Source organism: Nocardia aegles, assembly GCF_052545135.1.
Genome location: NZ_JBQWRI010000001.1, coordinates 567158 through 584893 on the forward strand (window position 1 = coordinate 567158; position 17736 = coordinate 584893).

The following is a 17736-nucleotide window of genomic DNA, read 5'->3' on the forward strand; positions in this document are numbered from 1 at the left end:
CGCTGGTCGTTTCTATCGGGCCGACGACTCAGCGGTTGCTGACGGCGCCCTCGGCGGCCTCGGCCCACTCCCGCCACTGCTTGGCCTGCTCCAGTGCCCGCTCCGCGTCGCGGGCCTTGCCCGCGGCCTGCGCCTTCGCGGCTTGCTCCTCGAACTGTGCCACGCGCTCGCGGAACTGGGCGGCGCGGGCCATCGCCTCGGGGTCGGTGCGCCGCCACTGCGCATCGACCGCGTCGCGCACACGCTTCTCGATCGACCGCAGCTTTCCTTCCAGTTCCTGCATGCGCTCGCGCGGAACCTTGCCGATGGCGTCCCACTTGTCCTGGAGCTCACGCAGCGCGCTGCGGGCCGTTTCCAGGTCGGCGGACGGATCGATGAAGGCGTAGTCGTTCAGCAGTTCCTCCTTGGCGGCCGCGTTGTGCTCGAACTCGGCGTCGCGCTCGGAGACCGCGGCGTTGCGTGCGGCGAAGAAGACGTCCTGCGCGCTCTTGAAGCGCCGCCACAGCGCCTCGTCGGCCTCGCGCGGTGCGCGCCCGGCGGCTTTCCACTCGGAGAGCAGATCGCGGAAGACGCTCGCGGTGGCCACCCAGTCGGTGGAGCCGGACAGTTCCTCGGCCTGCACACACAGTTCTTCCTTGCGCGCCTTGGCGGCGGCGCGCTCGCGATCCAACTCCGCGAAATGCGCGCCGCGGCGGCGGTTGAACGCCTCGCGTGCTTTGGAATAGCGCTTCCACAGCGCGTCGTCGACCTTGCGGTCCACGCCTTTGATCGACTTCCACTCGTCGAGGATCTCGCGCAACCGATCTCCCGCGGCCTTCCACTGGGTGGACTCGGCGGCGATCTTCTCCGCCTCGGCGGCCAGCGCTTCCTTGCGTTCGGTGTGCTCGTGCCGGGCGCGTTCCTTCTCTTCCTTCGCGTGCGCGGCGGCTTCTTCGGAGTGCTCGGCGATGGCCTGCAGGCGCCGGGCCAGGCCCTCGATGTCGCCGATCACGGCGGCGGTCGGCAGCGACTCGGCCAGCGCGACCGCGGCGGCCTTGGTCTTGCGGGCGTCCGCGCCCGCGGCCAACCTGGCCTCCAGCAGGGCCACCTCGGTGGCCAGATCGTCGAACCGGCGGCCGAAGTGGGCCAGGCCCTCCGCGGCGTCACCGGCCTGCCACGAGCCGATCTGCCGTTCACCCTCGGCGGTCTTCACCCATGCGGTGCCGTCGTCGTCGACCCGGCCCCATAGGCTCGGATCGGAGACGGTGGGCACGACGACAGGGTGAGGATGCTGCTGGGCCGGGCCCGGGGCGGGTTTGACCGCGTGCGGTTTGGGCGGTTGAATCGAGCCGCCCGGTTTCGGGGCACCGGAAGAACGGGGCATCTTGCCGGGGCCGGCTTTCGCGGTTCCGTTGCTGTCGGTCATTTTTCCTCGTCCCTGCCGCGCGTCACGGCTGCCTGGTTACGCCCTAGCTCATCCCATTCAACCCGGTCCGAGCTCTTGTGACCATCGATCCACGCCTTCCCACGGAGGAATCCCGGGGATTCCACCCCTGATGACCTGGGTTGTAGCTCCTCGAACACTATCAATCCCGGCGGTGTTTCCGGCAGAGACACTCGAAGCCGGGCGGTACCGGTGGTCCCGGGAACGACTACGGTTACGACGTGTTCTCCGTCGCCGCCCTTGTTCCGTCGCCGCCCGTGCTGGTCCCCGAGCTGTGCGGTGGTGCGGTGGACACGGCGGGAACCGGGGATTCGGATCCACGGGCCACGCTGCGGTCCGCCGTGCTCGACACCGTGCGCGCCTTCGCGGCCGTGTCAGGCCACTGGACGGTGCTCGGCGTCGGTGCGGGAGATCGCACGTTCGGTCCGGAGACCGTCGGCACGTTCGGTGGTTTCGGCGTGGACGTGCGGGTCGGCCTTTCGAGCGCGGCGGTCGCCGGAACGCGACCGGCCGATGCCGGGTTGCCACTGGCCGTACTGATCGGCGGATGGTTGCGCGGGCAGGTCGCCTCCGACGCGCCCGCCGAGGCGCGCGTCGTCGCCGCGGACGCGCCCCCCGAGCATTGCCACGAGTACGGGACGAAGCTGCGTGCCGAGCTGGACGGCGACGACGAGGCGCGCGGTGTGCTGGTCGTCGCCGACGGCGCGGCGACGCTGTCGGTCCGGGCACCCGGCTACCTCGACGAACGGGCCCGTCCGGTGCAGGACCGGCTGGATCGTGCTTTGAGCACGGGTGATCGCGCCGCGTTGCGGGCACTCGACCCCGGGTTGTGTGCCGAACTGGGCCTGGCGGGCCGGCCGGCCTACCAGGTGCTGGCCGGCTTGTTCCGCGCCGACCCACTGGTCGAGACGCGCTACTGCGACGCCCCGTTCGGCGTCGGCTACCACGCGAGTCTCTGGCGGTCCGCGGGAGACGACACGCCATGACGGCCCGCGCCATCACTCCGATCGCCGTGGTCGGCCCCACCGCTACCGGAAAATCCGATCTGGCCCTCGACCTCGCCGAACGACTCGGCGGCGAGATCGTGAACATCGACGCCATGCAGCTGTACCGCGGCATGGATATCGGCACCGCGAAGCTGCCCGTCGCGCAGCGGCGGGGCATCCCGCACCACCAGCTCGACGTGCTCGACGTGACCGACACCGCGTCGGTGGCCGCCTATCAGGCGGCGGCGAGCGCGGACGTCGCCGCGATCATGGAGCGCGGCCGGGTGCCCGTCATCGTGGGCGGCTCGATGATGTACGTGCAGGCGCTGCTGGACCACTGGGAATTCCCGGCCACCGATCCGGCCGTGCGGGCGCGCTGGGAGGCGCTGCTCGCCGAGCGCGGGGTCGCGGCCGTGCACGCGGCGCTGCGCGCGGCCGATCCGGTGGCCGCGGCCACCATCCTGCCCACCGACGGGCGCCGGATGGTGCGTGCGCTCGAGGTCGTGGAACTCACCGGACAGCCGTTCGCCGCCTCGGCGCCGACCATCGGGCGGCCGCGCTGGGGCACCGTCATCATCGGCGTCGACCGGGAGACCTCGGTCCTGGACGCGCGGATCGAGCGGCGCACCGCCGCCATGTTCGAAGGTGGGCTGGTCGAGGAAGTGCGCGGCCTGATCGAGTGCGGCCTGCGCGAGGGCGTCACCGCCCGGCGGGCCATCGGCTACGCACAAGTCCTGGCGTATCTGGACAACGAATACGACCTGAACCACGCGCAGGAACGCACCCTGATCGGCACCCGGCGCTACGTGCGCCGGCAACGCTCGTGGTTCCGGCGCGATCCCCGGGTGCGGTGGGTGGACGGCGCCGCCGCGGATCCGGCCGCGACGGTACTGGCCCTGCTCGACGAGAAAGAACGGACTCCGCAGTGACCCGACGTGTGACCACGCGCAACGCCTCCGTCCAGGTGTGGCAGGCCTATCTCGACAACCGCACCAAGCGTCATCGCGACGGCCGTTTCCTGGTGCAGGGGGTGCGTCCGATCACGCAGGCCGTGGCCAACGACTGGCCGCTGGAGACGCTGCTGTACCGCCTCGGCGGCCCGGAGCTCTCCGGCTGGGCCCGCGAAGTGCTGGACACCAGCGGGGTGCCGCAGGTCGGCCTGGTGCCCGAGTTGATGGCCGAGCTCGGTGAGAAGTCCGGCGGGATACCGGAGCTGGTGGCGGTCGCGCAGTCGCGGCAGCCCGAACTGGAGACCTTCGAGCCGGGTGAGCCGGGGGAGGACGCGCCGGTGGTCGTGGTGTTCGACCGGCCCAACTCCCCCGGCAACTTGGGCACGCTGATCCGCTCCGCCGACGCGTTCGGCGCCGGCGGCGTCATCGTCACCGGGCACGGCGCCGACCAGTACGACCCCCAGGCGGTGCGCGCCTCGACCGGTTCGCTGTTCGCCGTGCCGGTGATCCGCGCCGCCGGGCCCGCGCAGGTGATGGAGTTCCGCAACCGGCAGATCCGCCGTGGCATCCCGACCCGCATCGTGGGGACCGACGAGCACGGCGGGCACGCCGCCTACGACTACGACTTCACCGACGCGACCGTCCTCGTGGTCGGCAACGAGACCAGCGGCATGAGCGCCGCCTGGCAGGCGGCCTGCGACGACATCGTGCACATCCCGATGGGTGGCACGGCCAGCTCGTTGGGGGCGCCCTCGGCGGCCGCGGTGGCGCTCTACGAAATTTCCCGGCAGCGCCGGACGTTTGCCACATGACGAGGAGACAGGGAGACATCGCACGTGCCGGATATCGAGTTCACCAAAGGCCACGGCACCGAGAACGATTTCGTGGTGCTGCCGGACCCGCGGGCGGCCCTCGCGCTGACGGTCGAGCAGGTCGGCGCGCTGTGTGATCGCAGGCGCGGGCTCGGCGCGGACGGCGTACTGCGGGTCGCGCGGGCCGGTGCGTTGCGGGCCGCCGGTGTGCTCGCGGAGCTTCCGGAGGACGTCGGCGCCGACGACTGGTTCATGGACTACCGCAACGCCGACGGCTCGATCGCCGAGATGTGCGGCAACGGTGTGCGGGTGTTCGCGCACTATCTGCGCGCGTCGGGACTGGAGCCCCGCGACAATTTCGTCGTCGGCAGCCGCGCCGGGGCGCGCCCGGTCACCGTCCATGCCGGGAACCCGGTCACCGGGGATGTCACCGTCGGCATGGGGAGCGTGCGCGAACTCGGCCCGTCCACCGCGACGATCGCGGGCTGGGCGCTGCCCGGGATCGGCATCGATGTCGGCAACCCACATCTGGCCTGTGTCGATCCGGGCATGTCCGCGGACGCGCTCGGCAAGCTCGACCTCACCGTGCCGCCCGGCTTCGATCCGGACCTGTTCCCGCACGGGGTGAACGTCGAGATCGTCACGGCGCTGGACGCCGCGGGGTCGGTCGACATGCGGGTCTACGAGCGCGGTGTCGGCGAAACCCGTTCCTGCGGAACGGGAACCGTCGCCGCGGCCGCCGCGGCGCTGGCCGCCGACGGCTTCCGGATCGGCGAGGATTCCGGCCGGGTGACGGTCCGGGTGCCCGGCGGCGAACTGACCGTGGGGCTCGAGCGCGGCTCCGCCTGGCTGCGCGGGCCGTCGGTCCTGCTGGCCACGGGCCGCCTCGCCGGATCCTGGTGGGACGGTCGGTAGCGGCATCTCGCCCGATAACCGGATGCGTGCTGCGGTGATGTCGTGGCAGCATGGATGGTGTATGAGGAAGTCAGAGACGTATGAATTCACTTCGGCGGACGCGAGCGACCACGCCGCCGAGCCGGCCGACGACGTGGTATCCGGCGACGTGGTATCCGGCGACGCGGTGACCGGCGATGTCGTGACCGGCGATGTCGTGGCCGAGCACCGGGCACGGATGGAGCGATCAGGTTGGTCGGCCGATCCGACCACCGGTGAACTGCAGTTGGAGGACCGCAGCTCGCTGCGCCGCGTGGCGGGCCTGTCCACCGAGCTCACCGACATCACCGAGGTCGAGTACCGGCAGCTGCGCCTGGAGCGCGTCGTGCTGGTCGGGGTCTGGACCACGGGAACCGCCACGCAGGCCGAGGCCAGCATGGCCGAACTGGCGGCGCTCGCCGAGACCGCGGGTTCGGAGGTGCTGGAAGCGCTGATCCAGCGCCGTGACCGGCCGGATCCGGCGACCTACATCGGCTCCGGCAAGGCCGACGAGTTGCGCTCCGTGGTGCTGGAGACCGGCGCGGACACGGTCATCTGTGACGGTGAGCTGACCCCCGCCCAGCTGACCGCCCTGGAGAAGGTGGTCAAGATCAAGGTGGTCGACCGCACCGCGTTGATCCTGGACATCTTCGCCCAGCACGCCACCTCCCGGGAGGGCAAGGCGCAGGTCTCGCTGGCCCAGATGGAGTACATGCTGCCCCGGCTGCGCGGCTGGGGTGAGTCGATGTCCCGGCAGGCCGGTGGCCGCGCCGGGAGCAACGGCGGCGTGGGTCTGCGCGGTCCCGGTGAGACCAAGATCGAGACCGATCGTCGTCGCATCCGCGAGCGCATGGCCAAACTGCGCCGGGAGATCCGCGAGATGAAGACCGCGCGCGACACCATGCGGGCGCGCCGCACTTCCAGTGGCATCCCGTCCGTGGCGATCGTCGGCTACACCAACGCAGGCAAGTCGAGCCTGATGAACAAGCTCACCGGCTCCGGCGTGCTGGTCCAGGACGCGCTGTTCGCGACTCTCGACCCGACCACCCGCCGGGCCGAGCTGGACGACGGGCGCGAGGTCGTCTTCACCGACACCGTCGGCTTCGTGCGGCATCTGCCGACCCAGTTGGTCGAGGCGTTCCGCTCCACCTTGGAGGAGGTGACCGGCGCGGACCTGCTGCTGCACGTGGTGGACGGGTCCGACGCGCTGCCCGCCGAGCAGATCAAGGCGGTCCGGGAGGTGATCACGGACGTGATCAAGGAATCCGGCACGCCCGCCCCGCCCGAACTGCTGGTGGTGAACAAGACCGACGCGATGGGGCCGACCGAACTCACCAACCTGCGTGCGCTGCTGCCCGACGCCTCGTTCGTCTCCGCGCGCAGCGGTCAGGGGATCGACGCGCTGCGCGAGCGGCTCGCCGAGTTGCTCGGCGGCTTGGACGTGGAGATCAGCGTGCTGCTGCCGTACACGCGCGGTGACCTGCTCGCCCGCATCCACGCCGACGGTCGCATCCTGGGCTCGGACCATGAGGAGGGTGGCACTCGCGTTCGCGCGCGCGTACCGCATGCTCTCGCCGCAGCCCTGTCGGAGTACGCGCACGCGGGTACGAACGGTACGCCGGAGTAGGCGCGCACCTCGCGTCGCGCTACCGGCGCCGTTGTCGTCCCATGTTCACGATCGCGGACCGGGCGGCGCCGCGCGAGTGATGCCCTTCCTCGCGCGGGTGGCGGCGAACTTCTCGCGACGGGCTTGCCGGGGCGGCGAATGGGCTGGTCGATCGGCCGGGTTGGGCGTGTCGCGACGCGACGCGCACATCCGGTGCGACGCAGTCGATTTCGTTGCGCTATCGTCATCGGATCGACACCAGGAGGGTTCATGTCGGACGCCCGCTCCGATTCCCGCACCCGGCGCTCCGGCGCCGCGAACAGCGCCGATCCGGCACTCAGCGACGGTGCGCCGCTGTCGGTTTCGCTGACCGGCACCGATCTGCGGGTGATCGACACCTTGCTCGCGCCGCTGCGCGTGTGGACCAGCCCGCGCTTCTACGGCCTGGAGAACATTCCGGCCGACGGCCCGGTGCTGCTCGTCGGTAACCACAACCTACTGGGCGCCCTCGACGCCCCGATGCTGCTCCCGGAGGTACTGCGCCGGCGCGGCCGCCTGATCCGCGGTCTGGCCGAGAACGTGCTGATCAACGTGCCCGGTATCCGGCACCTGCTGCACCACTACGGCGCGGTGCGGGCGACGCGTTCCAACTGCCTGGCGCTGCTCCGGCGCGGCGAGGCCGTGCTGGTTTTCCCGGGCGGCGGCCGGGAGGCGGTGCGGCACAAGAACGAGAAGTACCTGCTCAAGTGGGAGGGGCGTAGCGGTTTCGCCCGGATGGCCATCGAGGCGGGCGCGCCCATCGTCCCGGTCGCGATGATCGGCGTCGACGACGCGTACGACATCGTGATCGACGGTGACCATCCGATCCTGCGCCCCCTGCGCTGGACCGTGGAAGCGCTCGGTCTCAGCCGTGACCTCACCCCGCCGCTCATCCGCGGCGTCGGTCCCACGGTGATCCCGCGCCCGGAACGCTTCTATTTCGCCGCAGGCGCGCCCATCGACCCGGCGCCCTGGCGCGATGCGGGCGACATGCACGCCGCCGCCACGGAATTCCGCGACGTGGTGCGCAAGGCGCTGGAGGAGGAGATGAACTTCCTCTTCGCCGAGCGGGCGCGCGACGAAGGCCGCACTTTGGTGGGCCGTGTGCGGGGCCGGCTGCAACGCTGACGTTCCGGCGATCTTCTCGGGTCGATGGTTCATCGCCGGTGCTGCTGGCACGGCTCGTCACGCAGTGCCGACTCGCCGTCGCCGGCGAGTGGACGGCTCGATAGTTTCCGCGCTCGACCAGCGCCTGCGCCGCGGAACTTCCCGGCCGGACGCGTCGCCGTCGCGAGCCGGGGCTCGCGCGGCTACGGAATCCGGTCGGTGGGCCGAGTCGTCGGAACGGGTTGAGTGACGGCCGATTCTCGGCCGAACGGCTCGCACTCATTCCGGTCGTCACCGTCGCCACCACCGGCCCGTCGACGGATCGGAGCTCGCACGCCGGATGATTGCCGCTGCCATCGGGGAGCGGTGCCGACGCGTCGGTCGGAGTTTCGTCCGAATGGGCTTCGTCGGTGGTCCGTGGTCGCCCGGTTCGTCTTGATCGACGACTGGAGCGCGTGCCGACCAGAGGCGAGCCCGGAGGCGGGCCTGCTTACCGTCCGCAACCCCTCGGCCGTTTGCCAGGAATCTCATCCGCTGATCTCCACCCGTTCCGCCGCTCCTGGTGAGACCATGGTTCGCGCCCCGGAAGTGAACAACGATTCTCTTTCCGGGTACGGTATGGGCAACGACTGGTCGGTGCGGCCCGGCCGGTGTGGTCACTAGGAGGTTGGCGTGGAGCGCACACTGTTCGAACCCGAGCACATGCTGTTCCGGGAGTCGTTCCGCAAGTTTCTCGATCAGCACGTCGCGCCCGATCACGCGAAGTGGGAGGAGCAGGGCATCGTCGACCGAAAGGTCTGGCTCGAGGCGGGCAAGCAGGGCTTCCTCGGCATGGCCATGCCGGAGCAGTACGGCGGCGGCGGGGTGAAGGACTTCCGCTACAACGCCATCGTCGCGGAGGAGTCGGTGCGCGGCCAGTACTCCGGTCTCGGCTTCTCGCTGCACAACGATGTGATCGCGCCGTATCTGCTCGAGCTGGCCGACGACGAGCAGAAGCAGCGCTGGCTGCCCGGCTTCTGCGCAGGCGAGATCATCACCGCGATCGCGATGACGGAACCGGGCACCGGTTCGGACCTGCAGGGCATCAAAACCCGCGCGGTGCGCGACGGGGAGGACTGGATCCTCAACGGCGCCAAGACCTTCATCACCAACGGCATCAACTCCGACATCGTCATCGTGGTGGCGCAGACCGACCCCGAGAAGGGGGCGCTGGGCTTCAGCCTGCTCGTGGTCGAGCGCGGCATGCCCGGCTTCGAGCGCGGCCGCAACCTGGACAAGCTCGGCCTCAAGGCCCAGGACACCGCCGAGCTGAGCTTCACCGACGTGCGCGTGCCCGCCCGGAACCTGCTCGGCACCGAGGGGATGGGCTTCATCCACCTCATGCACAACCTGCCGCAGGAACGCCTGTCGATCGCCGTCATGGCGGCGGCGGCGATGGAGTCCTGCCTGGACATGACCATCGAGTACGTCCGCGACCGCAAGGCGTTCGGCAAGCCGATCGGGGCGCTGCAGAACACCCGCTTCGTGCTCGCCGAGCTGGCCACCAAGACCACCGCGGTGCGCCTGATGGTCGACAAGTTCATCGAACTGCTCAACGAGGGCACGCTGACCGCGGAGGACGCGGCGATGGCCAAGTGGTGGAGCACAGAGGAGCAGCTCGACCTGATCAACCGCTGCCTGCAACTGCACGGCGGCTACGGCTACATGAAGGAATACCCGATCGCCAAGGCATACCTGGACGCCCGCGTCCAGACCATCTACGGCGGCACCACCGAGATCATGAAGGAGATCATCGGGCGCAGCCTGAAACTCGCCTGATCGCGCCAGGAGACCGGCTCCGGCCGCCGGCTGCCGTCGGCCCGGGGTTGCGGCACAATCGCCTCCGGACGTACTGGCGGCCTCGCCGTCCGCAGGTCGCCCGGAGTGGCGGAGTTGCGATGCCGAATCGGGCCAACCAGGTTGTGCCCGGGCACCTGAGGGCGACGCGCGCCGGGTTCCGTGCCCGGGTGCGCACCAGGTAGTTGCCGCCGGGCAGCAGGGATCGGAGGGAGATCCCGGCCAGCGGTGTCGGGGACCGCGGCCGACGCTGCGCATGGCGCGGGCAGACGCGTCCGCCGCGTCTCGAAGATTCCGCCCTCTGCGGGTTTGCCCCGGAGTAGCCTCGAGTTGTCCACTCGAGGAATCGAGGTCGGGATGCACGAGATGGCCATCACGCGAAGCGTCATCGACGCCGTCTGTGAGCACGCGGCGGGCCGACGGGTCCACTCCGTCACCGTCGAGGTCGGCGCGCTGTGCGCCGTCGTGCCCGAAGCCATGCGGTTCTGTTTCGAAGTCGCGGCCGAGGCGACGGTCGCCGAGGGCGCGGAACTGGTCCTGGTCGAGATCCCGGGTGTGGCGGCATGCCGTAGTTGCGGCGCCGAGTTCCGGCTGCCGGACCCGATCCCGCTGTGTCCCTGCGGCAGCGCCGATGTCGAGATCCGCTCCGGGCGGGAGCTGCGTATCCGATCCATGGAGGTGAGTGAGGCATGTGCGCAACCTGCGGGTGCGGCGACGACGCCGCCGCGCTGATTCGCCTCCCGCGCGATCATCAGCACGCCGACGGGCACGACCACGTCCATGCGGACCATGAGCACCATCCCCATGAGCACGGCCCCGGCGCCGACCACGTCCACGTGCCCGCCACCGAGACGGTGACCTTGGAGCTGAAGGTCCTGGCCAAGAACGACGAGCTGGCGCAGCGCAACCGGGCCTGGCTGGCCGAGCGCGGCATCGTCGCGCTCAATATGACCAGCTCCCCGGGTGCGGGTAAGACCACGCTGCTGGAACGCACCATCCGGGAATCCGGCCAGGCCCCGATCGCGGTGATCGAGGGTGACCAGGCGACATTGCTCGATGCCGAACGGATCGAGGCGACAGGGTGCGGCGTGGTTCAGGTCAACACCGGCGCGGGATGTCACCTCGACGCCGAGATGATGTATCGCGCGCTGGAGACGCTCGACCCCGCGCCGGGCACGCTGCTGTTCGTCGAGAACGTCGGCAATCTGGTCTGCCCGGCGCTGTTCGATCTGGGGGAGCGGGAGAAGGTGGTGGTCATCTCGGTGACCGAGGGAACCGACAAACCACTGAAGTATCCGCACATGTTCCAGGCGGCGGGGCTGGTGCTGGTGAACAAGACCGACCTGCTGCCGTATGTCGAGTTCGACTTGAACCGATGCCGGGAATACATCGACTCGATACACCCCGGCGTGGCGGTTCTGCCGCTGTCGGTGAGCAGCGGCGCGGGCCTGTCCACCTGGTACGACTGGCTGGCCGAACAGCGTGGCGCGGCCGGTCCGGCGGCTCTTGAGGATGCTGCCGGGCGCGCTTAAAGTGAAGTGATCAGGATCACATCTGCGGGTGACCCCTTCTTCGAGAAAGGCGAGATTCGGCCCCCGTGGTCCGCTGCGGAAGGTGGCGAGAGATGCCCACTCAGGAAGCAGTACGAGCCGAAGAGACGCTGATCCACGTGCTGTGGATCAACGCGGGACTCAGTTGTGACGGTGACTCGGTCGCCTTGACGGCGGCCACGCAGCCGAGCGTCGAAGAGATCGCTCTCGGCGCGCTCCCCGGTCTACCCAAGATCGCCGTGCACTGGCCGCTGATCGACTTCGAGTGCGGCCCCAACGGCGGTGCGGACGACTTCCTGGAGTGGTTCTTCAAGGCCGACCGCGGGGAAATCGAACCGTTCGTGCTGGTAGTCGAGGGCTCGATTCCGAACGAGCAGTTGAAGAAGGAGGGCTACTGGTGCGGGTTCGGCAACAATCCCGCCACCGGCCAGCCCATGACGACCAGCGAATGGCTCGACCGTCTCGCACCGAAGGCCACGGCCATCGTGGCGGCGGGCACCTGCGCGACCTACGGCGGCATCCACGCCATGGCGGGCAACCCGACCGGCGCGATGGGCGTGCCGGACTATCTCGGCTGGGACTGGAAGAGCAAGGCGGGAATCCCGATCGTCTGCGTGCCGGGCTGCCCGATCCAGCCAGACAACCTGTCGGAGACGCTCACCTATCTGCTCTACATGGCGACCGGCCAAGCGCCGATGATCCCGCTCGACGACGCGCTGCGGCCCAAGTGGCTGTTCGGGGCGACCGTGCACGAGGGTTGCGACCGCGCGGGCTACTACGAGCAGGGTGAGTTCGCCACCGAGTACGGCTCCCCGAAATGCATCGTGAAACTCGGTTGCTGGGGACCCGTGGTCAAGTGCAACGTGCCCAAGCGTGGCTGGATGAACGGCTTGGGCGGCTGCCCGAACGTCGGCGGCATCTGCATCGGCTGCACCATGCCCGGCTTCCCGGACAAGTTCATGCCGTTCATGGACGAACCACCGGGCGGGAAGCTCTCGTCCAGCGCGTCGGGGCTCTACGGATCGGTGATCCGCAGCCTCCGTCATATCACCGGACGCACAGTCGACAAGGAGCCGCACTGGCGGCACCGGGGCCGGAAGCTGGAGACCGGCGCGACCCGCACCTGGTAGGAGGTTCTCTGATGACCCAGATCATCCCGGAGCCGTCGCACAAAACGATCGAGCCGGATCGCCTCGTCGAGATGGCGTGGGACCCGATCACTCGCATCGTCGGCAGCCTCGGCATCTACACCAAAATCGACTTCGAGAATCGGGAAGTGGTCGAGTGCCACAGCACCTCGTCCATCTTCCGCGGCTACTCGATCTTCATGAAGGGCAAAGACCCGCGCGACGCGCACTTCATCACCAGCCGCATCTGCGGCATCTGCGGCGACAACCACGCCACCTGTTCGTGCTACTGCCAGAACATGGCCTACGGCGTGCGTCCGCCGCACCTCGGCGAGTGGATCGTCAACCTGGGCGAGGCCGCCGAGTACATGTTCGATCACAACATCTTCCAGGAGAACCTGGTCGGTGTGGACTACTGCGAGAAGATGGTCTCCGAGACCAATCCGGGCGTGCTGGCCAGAGCCGAGAACACCGAGGCGCCGCACGCCGGCGACCACGGGTACCGCACCATCGCCGACATCATGCGGGCGCTCAACCCGTTCACCGGTGAGTTCTACCGGGAGGCGTTGCAGGTCAGCCGGATCACCCGGGAGATGTTCTGCCTGATGGAAGGCAGGCACGTGCATCCGTCCACGCTGTATCCCGGCGGACCGGGCACGGTCGCGACGATCCAGTTGATGACCGACTACCTGTCCCGGCTGATGCGGTATGTGGAGTTCATGAAGAAGGTCGTGCCGATGCACGACGATCTGTTCGACTTCTTCTACGAGGCGCTGCCGGGGTACGAGAAGGTCGGTCTGCGGCGCACGATGCTGGGTTGCTGGGGCTCGTTCCAGGACCCGGAGTTCTGCAACTTCGAGTACAAGGACATGGCGGACTGGGGCCGCAAGATGTATGTGACCCCCGGCGTCGTCGTCGACGGCAAACTGCTGACCACCTCCCTGGTCGACATCAACTTGGGCCTGCGGATCCTGCTGGGCAGTTCGTACTACGAGGACTGGACCGATCAGGAGATGTTCGTCGAGACCGATCCGCTGGGCAACCCGGTGGACCGGCGCCATCCCTGGAACCAGCACACCAACCCCCGGCCGCAGAAACGCGACCTGGACGAGAAGTACAGCTGGGTCATGTCGCCGCGCTGGTTCGACGGCACCGATCACCTCTCCCTCGACACCGGCGGCGGCCCGCTGGCGCGGCTGTGGTCGACGGCGCTGGCCAACCTGATCGACATCGGCTACGTGAAGGCGACCGGGCACAGCGTGCAGATCAATCTGCCCAAGACCGCGCTGAAGGGTCCGGTCACGCTGGAATGGACGATCCCGGAGCACGGCAGCAACACGCTCGAGCGCAACCGTGCGCGCACCTATTTCCAGGCCTACGCGGCGGCCTGCGCGCTGCACTTCGCGGAGAAGGCGATGGCGGAGATCCGGGCCGGCCACACCAAGACCTGGGAGAAGTTCGAGGTGCCGGAAGAGGGCATCGGCTGCGGCTTCACCGAGGCGGTGCGCGGCGTGCTGTCGCATCACATGGTGATCCGCGACGGCAAGATCGCGAACTATCACCCGTACCCGCCGACACCGTGGAACGCCAGCCCGCGCGACAGCTTCGGCACGCCGGGACCCTACGAGGACGCGGTGCAGGGCCAGCCGATCTTCGAGGAAAACGACCGCGAGCACTTCAAGGGCATCGACGTCATGCGCACCGTACGCAGTTTCGATCCGTGCCTGCCGTGTGGCGTGCACATGTATCTCGGCAAGGGCAAGACGCTGGAGAAGCTGCACTCACCGACGCAGACGCTCACGCCCGAGTGAGTCCGCGTCGGGCGAAACGACCGGAGGTGACGGTGGAGGATCGCCCGGACGATCGGGACGACGCGACGCTCGACGACTCCCGGTGGCGGGAAGCCGGTGAACGCATCGAGACCCTGCTGGAAGCGAGTTCGGCAGGCGGTGCGCTCGCCCGTGACCGCGCGGAGCAACTCGTGCGCGAACTGGTCGGACTCTACGGCGCGGGGCTGACCCGCGTGGTCGAGCTGCTCGACGACGCCGCGGTCGAGCGGCTGACCCGCGACGATCTGGTCGCGAGCCTGCTGCTCGTGCACGGGCTGCATCCGCACGATGTGGCCACCCGGGTGGGGAACGCGCTGGACAGCGTGCGTCCATATCTCGGTTCCCACGGTGGCGACGTCCACCTGGTCGGCATCGTCGACGGCGTGGTCCGCCTGGAATTGGCGGGCAGTTGCAAGAGCTGTCCGTCGTCGTCGGTGACGCTCGAACTGGCGGTGGAGGACGCGGTACGGGCGGCCGCGCCGGAGATCGAGTCCATCGAAGTCGTCGCCGCGCAGACCGAGTCGGCGGGGGTTATCTCCGCCGACTCGCTGTTCTCGCGCGTGCGCGCGGACGGCGCGCGATCCGGCAACTGGGTGGTCTTCCCTGAACTGGCCGAACTGAACGCGGGCGAGGTGGGTGGCTTCACCGTCGCCGGGATGACCGTGCTGGCCTGCCGGGTCGGCACGGAGTTGTACGCCTACCGGGACCACTGCCCCGCGTGCGACCGCTCGCTCGCGGGTGCGGCACTGGAGCGGCGCGTGGGGTTCCCGGCCGGTGACGCGGTGCTGCGGTGTCCGACCTGCCGGGCGCACTACGACGTGGTGCACGCGGGTGCCCGGGTCGACGGCGAGGGCCACCTCGAGCCGTTGCCCGTTCTCGTGCGCTCCGGCGAACTGTCGGTGGCGGTGCCGGTGGAGGTCCACGGGTGAGCACCCCGTTCCGCGCACTCCAGCGGATCGCCGCGGATCGCGGGCCCGCTCCCCGGCCCGGCGAGCGGTGCGAGATGTGCGCCGAACCGATCGCCGATCGGCACCAGCATGTGGTGAACGTCGAGGGCAGGCAGTTGATGTGCGTGTGCCGCGGCTGCTACCTGCTGTTCGTCGATCAGAACGCGGCGCTGCGGTATCGAGCGGTGCCGGACCGGTATCTCACGTTCCCCGATTTCACGATCAGCCGGGCGGAATGGGACGCACTGGACATTCCGGTGAATCTGGCGTTCTTCTTCCGCAATTCCGCGCTGGACCGGACGGTGGCGTTCTATCCCGGGCCCGCGGGCGCGACGGAATCGGAATTGCCGCTGGAGCAATGGAATTCGATTCTCCGCCGGCATCCCGAGCTGGATGTGCTCGCCCCGGATGTGGAAGCGCTGCTCATCCGGGTGCCCGACCGCCGCACCGAGCAGGCGGCCTGCCTGCTGCTGCCGATCGACGCCTGCTACGAGTTCGTCGGCCGGATGCGGCTGCTGTGGCGCGGATTCGACGGCGGCCAGGACGTGCACCGGTATCTGGAGGAGTTCTTCGTCGAGGCGTCGGCGCGCGCGAAATCCGGTGGTGCGGCATGAGCCCGGTGTACTCGACGACGTTCGCGGTGCTCGAGATCAAACCCGAGCCGTACGCCGTCACGCCGATCCTGTCCGCGCGCGTCGGCATCGCCGCGCTCGCGGAGGAACCCGTGCACGCCATCGCCCTGCGCGCGCAAGTGCGCATCGAGCCGTTCCGCCGCGGCTATTCCGACGAGGAGTCCGCGGGGCTGGTCGACCTGTTCGGGCCGCGCGACCGGTGGCACGAGACCCAGCGTTCTTTCCTCTGGATGCACTGCGCCACCATGGTGCCGAGTTTCTCCGGCGGTGCCGAGGTGGACCTGCCGATGCCGTGCACCTACGACTTCGAGGTGACCGGATCGAAGTACCTGCACGCGTTGCGCGAGGGTGTGGTTCCGCTGCTGTTCCTGTTCAGCGGGACGGTCTTCATCCGGGGCACGACCGGATTCGCCATCCAGCAGATTCCGTGGGACCGCGAGGACAAATTCGAGATGCCCGTGTCGGTGTGGCAGGGCCTGATGGACGCGTACTACCCGAATTCCGGGTGGGTGCGGCTGCACAACGACACGCTCCGGGCGCTGGCCGGTTACAAATCCAGCCACGGCCTGCCCGGCTTCGACGACGCGGTGACCCGGCTGCTGACCAGCACCGAGGAGACACCGTGACGACCGCCGAAGCCCGTGTCCGTGCCCGCGCCGTGGCCGACGCGGTGCTCTACGAGGGCTACCTGCTCTATCCCTACCGGGCCGACGCGCGCAAGAACCAGTCGCGGTGGCAGTTCGGTGTGCTGGGGCCGCGCGGGGCCGCCGCGGCCGGGCTCGGCGAGGAGCCGACGCTGTCGGCGCAGTGCCTGATCGACCCGGGTGAGAATCCCCAGCTCACCATGACCGTGCGGTGTCTCCAGCTGCAGCGCCGTCAGGTGGTGGACGGCGACGGCACGCCCGTGGCGGAGCTGACCGATGGTGCGCGGTCGTGGCTGTCCTGGGACGAAGCGGTCGAGCAGGAGATCGTTGTCGGCCCGGTCGCGCCCGGCCGTCTGGTCCGGCCGCTGGACATCCCGGGCGGCTCCGACGCCGAGCGGATCGCCACGGATGCCGGCGCCGCGCCGGGCACGCTCGTGCGCAGCAGACTGCCACTGGCCGGTGAGCTGGAACTCGCCGCCGACCGCGACGACGGCTTCCTGCGGCTGACCGTCGTCCTGCGGAATGTGGGCGCACCCGCGACCGACAAACGCGACGCCATCGCTCGCTCGCTGATCGGCGCGCACATCATCGCGGAGATCACCGACGGCCAGTTCGTTTCCCTGCTCGAGCCGCCGCCCGACGCCGCCGCCGTGGCCGCCCGCTGCGATCGGTACCGGTGCTTCCCGGTACTCGCCGGGCCGCCCGGCGATTACAGCGTGCTGCTCATCTCGCCGATCATCCTCTATGACCACCCGGAGATCGCGGAGCAGAGCGAAGGCGCGCTGTTCGATTCCACCGAGATCGACGAGATCCTCACGCTGCGCATACTCACCATGACCGACGCGGAGAAGGCGCGGGCCCGGGCCACCGACCCCCGCGCGGCGGAGATCATCGACCGCTGCGAGGCCATGTCGCCCGACGCGATGCGGCAGCTGCACGGGGTGCTGCGCGACCCGCATGCCGAGGTGCCCGGGCTGATCCCGGAGGTCCCCGAGGACGTCGATTGGTGGGACCCGCTGGCCGACGGCGCCGTTCGCCCGGATCTCGACGCAGTGCCGGTCGCGGGAGCGCTGGTGCGCAAGGGCAGCCGGGTCCGGCTGCATCCGGCGCGCCGGGCCGACGCCCAGGATCTGTTCTTCGACGGGCAGTGCGCCCGGGTCGTCTCGGTTCACCAGGACGTGGACGGGCAGGCGCACGTCGGGGTGGTGCTGGACGCCGATCCGGCGGCCGAACTGCACGAATGGTACGGGCGCTACCTGTATTTCGCGCCCGACGAACTGGAGCCGCTCGACGGCACCGAGGAATGAAAGGAAGT

At 69.4% G+C, this 17736-nt stretch carries 16 protein-coding genes; 15 read left to right on the top strand and 1 reads right to left on the bottom strand.

Annotated features, from left to right (window positions below):
* Positions 1-28: 28 nt before the first annotated feature.
* On the bottom strand, positions 29-1405 hold the full coding sequence (locus tag ACT89H_RS02775) for a DUF349 domain-containing protein (protein WP_445106864.1): 1377 nt from the start codon (positions 1403-1405) through the stop codon (positions 29-31).
* A gap of 239 nt (positions 1406-1644) precedes the next feature.
* Here ACT89H_RS02775 and ACT89H_RS02780 point away from each other — a divergent pair, with 239 nt between their 5' ends.
* From ACT89H_RS02780 to ACT89H_RS02850, 15 genes are all read left to right on the top strand, one after another.
* Complete coding sequence (locus ACT89H_RS02780; protein WP_445106865.1) at positions 1645-2409, top strand: class III extradiol ring-cleavage dioxygenase family protein; 765 nt, start codon at positions 1645-1647, stop codon at positions 2407-2409.
* Complete coding sequence (gene miaA / locus ACT89H_RS02785; protein ID WP_445106866.1) at positions 2406-3338, top strand: tRNA (adenosine(37)-N6)-dimethylallyltransferase MiaA; 933 nt, start codon at positions 2406-2408, stop codon at positions 3336-3338. The genes ACT89H_RS02780 and miaA overlap by 4 nt, the downstream gene beginning before the upstream one ends.
* Entirely contained in the window at positions 3335-4171 is an 837-nt protein-coding gene (locus ACT89H_RS02790; protein ID WP_445106867.1) for a TrmH family RNA methyltransferase, read from the top strand. Before miaA ends, ACT89H_RS02790 begins: the two co-directional genes overlap by 4 nt.
* 33 nt (positions 4172-4204) lie before the next feature.
* Positions 4205-5086 carry a diaminopimelate epimerase gene (gene dapF, locus ACT89H_RS02795; RefSeq protein WP_445107340.1) on the top strand — a complete coding sequence of 294 codons (882 nt, stop codon included), beginning with the start codon at positions 4205-4207 and terminating at the stop codon, positions 5084-5086.
* A 217-nt stretch (positions 5087-5303) separates the two neighbouring features.
* A complete protein-coding gene (gene hflX, locus ACT89H_RS02800) occupies positions 5304-6731 on the top strand; it encodes a GTPase HflX (RefSeq protein WP_445107341.1) in 1428 nt (475 codons plus the stop codon).
* Positions 6732-6980: 249 nt separating this feature from the next.
* Positions 6981-7877, top strand: coding sequence for a lysophospholipid acyltransferase family protein (locus ACT89H_RS02805; RefSeq protein ID WP_445106868.1), 897 nt, complete (start codon positions 6981-6983; stop codon positions 7875-7877).
* 651 nt (positions 7878-8528) lie between these two features.
* Entirely contained in the window at positions 8529-9674 is a 1146-nt protein-coding gene (locus tag ACT89H_RS02810) for an acyl-CoA dehydrogenase family protein (protein WP_445106869.1), read from the top strand.
* 375 nt (positions 9675-10049) lie between these two features.
* A complete protein-coding gene (locus ACT89H_RS02815) occupies positions 10050-10424 on the top strand; it encodes a hydrogenase maturation nickel metallochaperone HypA/HybF (protein ID WP_445107342.1) in 375 nt (124 codons plus the stop codon).
* Positions 10382-11224: a hydrogenase nickel incorporation protein HypB gene (hypB, locus tag ACT89H_RS02820; protein WP_445106870.1), complete on the top strand. Its 843-nt coding sequence runs from the start codon at positions 10382-10384 to the stop codon at positions 11222-11224. Before ACT89H_RS02815 ends, hypB begins: the two co-directional genes overlap by 43 nt.
* Before the next feature lie 92 nt (positions 11225-11316).
* Positions 11317-12372 (top strand): NADH-quinone oxidoreductase subunit B family protein, encoded by a 1056-nt coding sequence (locus ACT89H_RS02825; RefSeq protein WP_445106871.1) that lies wholly within the window; start codon positions 11317-11319, stop codon positions 12370-12372.
* An 11-nt stretch (positions 12373-12383) separates the two neighbouring features.
* Positions 12384-14180, top strand: coding sequence for a nickel-dependent hydrogenase large subunit (locus ACT89H_RS02830; RefSeq protein WP_445106872.1), 1797 nt, complete (start codon positions 12384-12386; stop codon positions 14178-14180).
* 32 nt (positions 14181-14212) lie between these two features.
* Positions 14213-15127, top strand: coding sequence for a NifU family protein (locus ACT89H_RS02835; RefSeq protein WP_445107343.1), 915 nt, complete (start codon positions 14213-14215; stop codon positions 15125-15127).
* The gene (locus ACT89H_RS02840; RefSeq protein WP_445106873.1) at positions 15124-15759 is read left to right on the top strand and encodes a DUF5947 family protein; all 636 of its coding nucleotides are present in this window, start codon (positions 15124-15126) and stop codon (positions 15757-15759) included. The genes ACT89H_RS02835 and ACT89H_RS02840 overlap by 4 nt, the downstream gene beginning before the upstream one ends.
* A complete protein-coding gene (locus tag ACT89H_RS02845) occupies positions 15756-16403 on the top strand; it encodes a DUF6084 family protein (protein ID WP_445106874.1) in 648 nt (215 codons plus the stop codon). The genes ACT89H_RS02840 and ACT89H_RS02845 overlap by 4 nt, the downstream gene beginning before the upstream one ends.
* A complete protein-coding gene (locus tag ACT89H_RS02850; protein ID WP_445106875.1) occupies positions 16400-17728 on the top strand; it encodes a hypothetical protein in 1329 nt (442 codons plus the stop codon). Before ACT89H_RS02845 ends, ACT89H_RS02850 begins: the two co-directional genes overlap by 4 nt.
* Positions 17729-17736 lie beyond the last annotated feature (8 nt).

Excerpts from the sequence above, each read along its gene's own strand:
- ACT89H_RS02775 (WP_445106864.1), bottom strand. The coding sequence starts at position 1,405 with ATGACCGACAGCAACGGAACCGCGAAAGCCGGCCCCGGCAAGATGCCC.
- miaA (WP_445106866.1), top strand. The coding sequence starts at position 2,406 with ATGACGGCCCGCGCCATCACTCCGATCGCCGTGGTCGGCCCCACCGCT.
- hflX (WP_445107341.1), top strand. The coding sequence starts at position 5,304 with ATGGAGCGATCAGGTTGGTCGGCCGATCCGACCACCGGTGAACTGCAG.
- ACT89H_RS02805 (WP_445106868.1), top strand. The coding sequence starts at position 6,981 with ATGTCGGACGCCCGCTCCGATTCCCGCACCCGGCGCTCCGGCGCCGCG.
- ACT89H_RS02815 (WP_445107342.1), top strand. The coding sequence starts at position 10,050 with ATGCACGAGATGGCCATCACGCGAAGCGTCATCGACGCCGTCTGTGAG.
- hypB (WP_445106870.1), top strand. The coding sequence starts at position 10,382 with ATGTGCGCAACCTGCGGGTGCGGCGACGACGCCGCCGCGCTGATTCGC.
- ACT89H_RS02825 (WP_445106871.1), top strand. The coding sequence starts at position 11,317 with ATGCCCACTCAGGAAGCAGTACGAGCCGAAGAGACGCTGATCCACGTG.
- ACT89H_RS02830 (WP_445106872.1), top strand. The coding sequence starts at position 12,384 with ATGACCCAGATCATCCCGGAGCCGTCGCACAAAACGATCGAGCCGGAT.
- ACT89H_RS02845 (WP_445106874.1), top strand. The coding sequence starts at position 15,756 with ATGAGCCCGGTGTACTCGACGACGTTCGCGGTGCTCGAGATCAAACCC.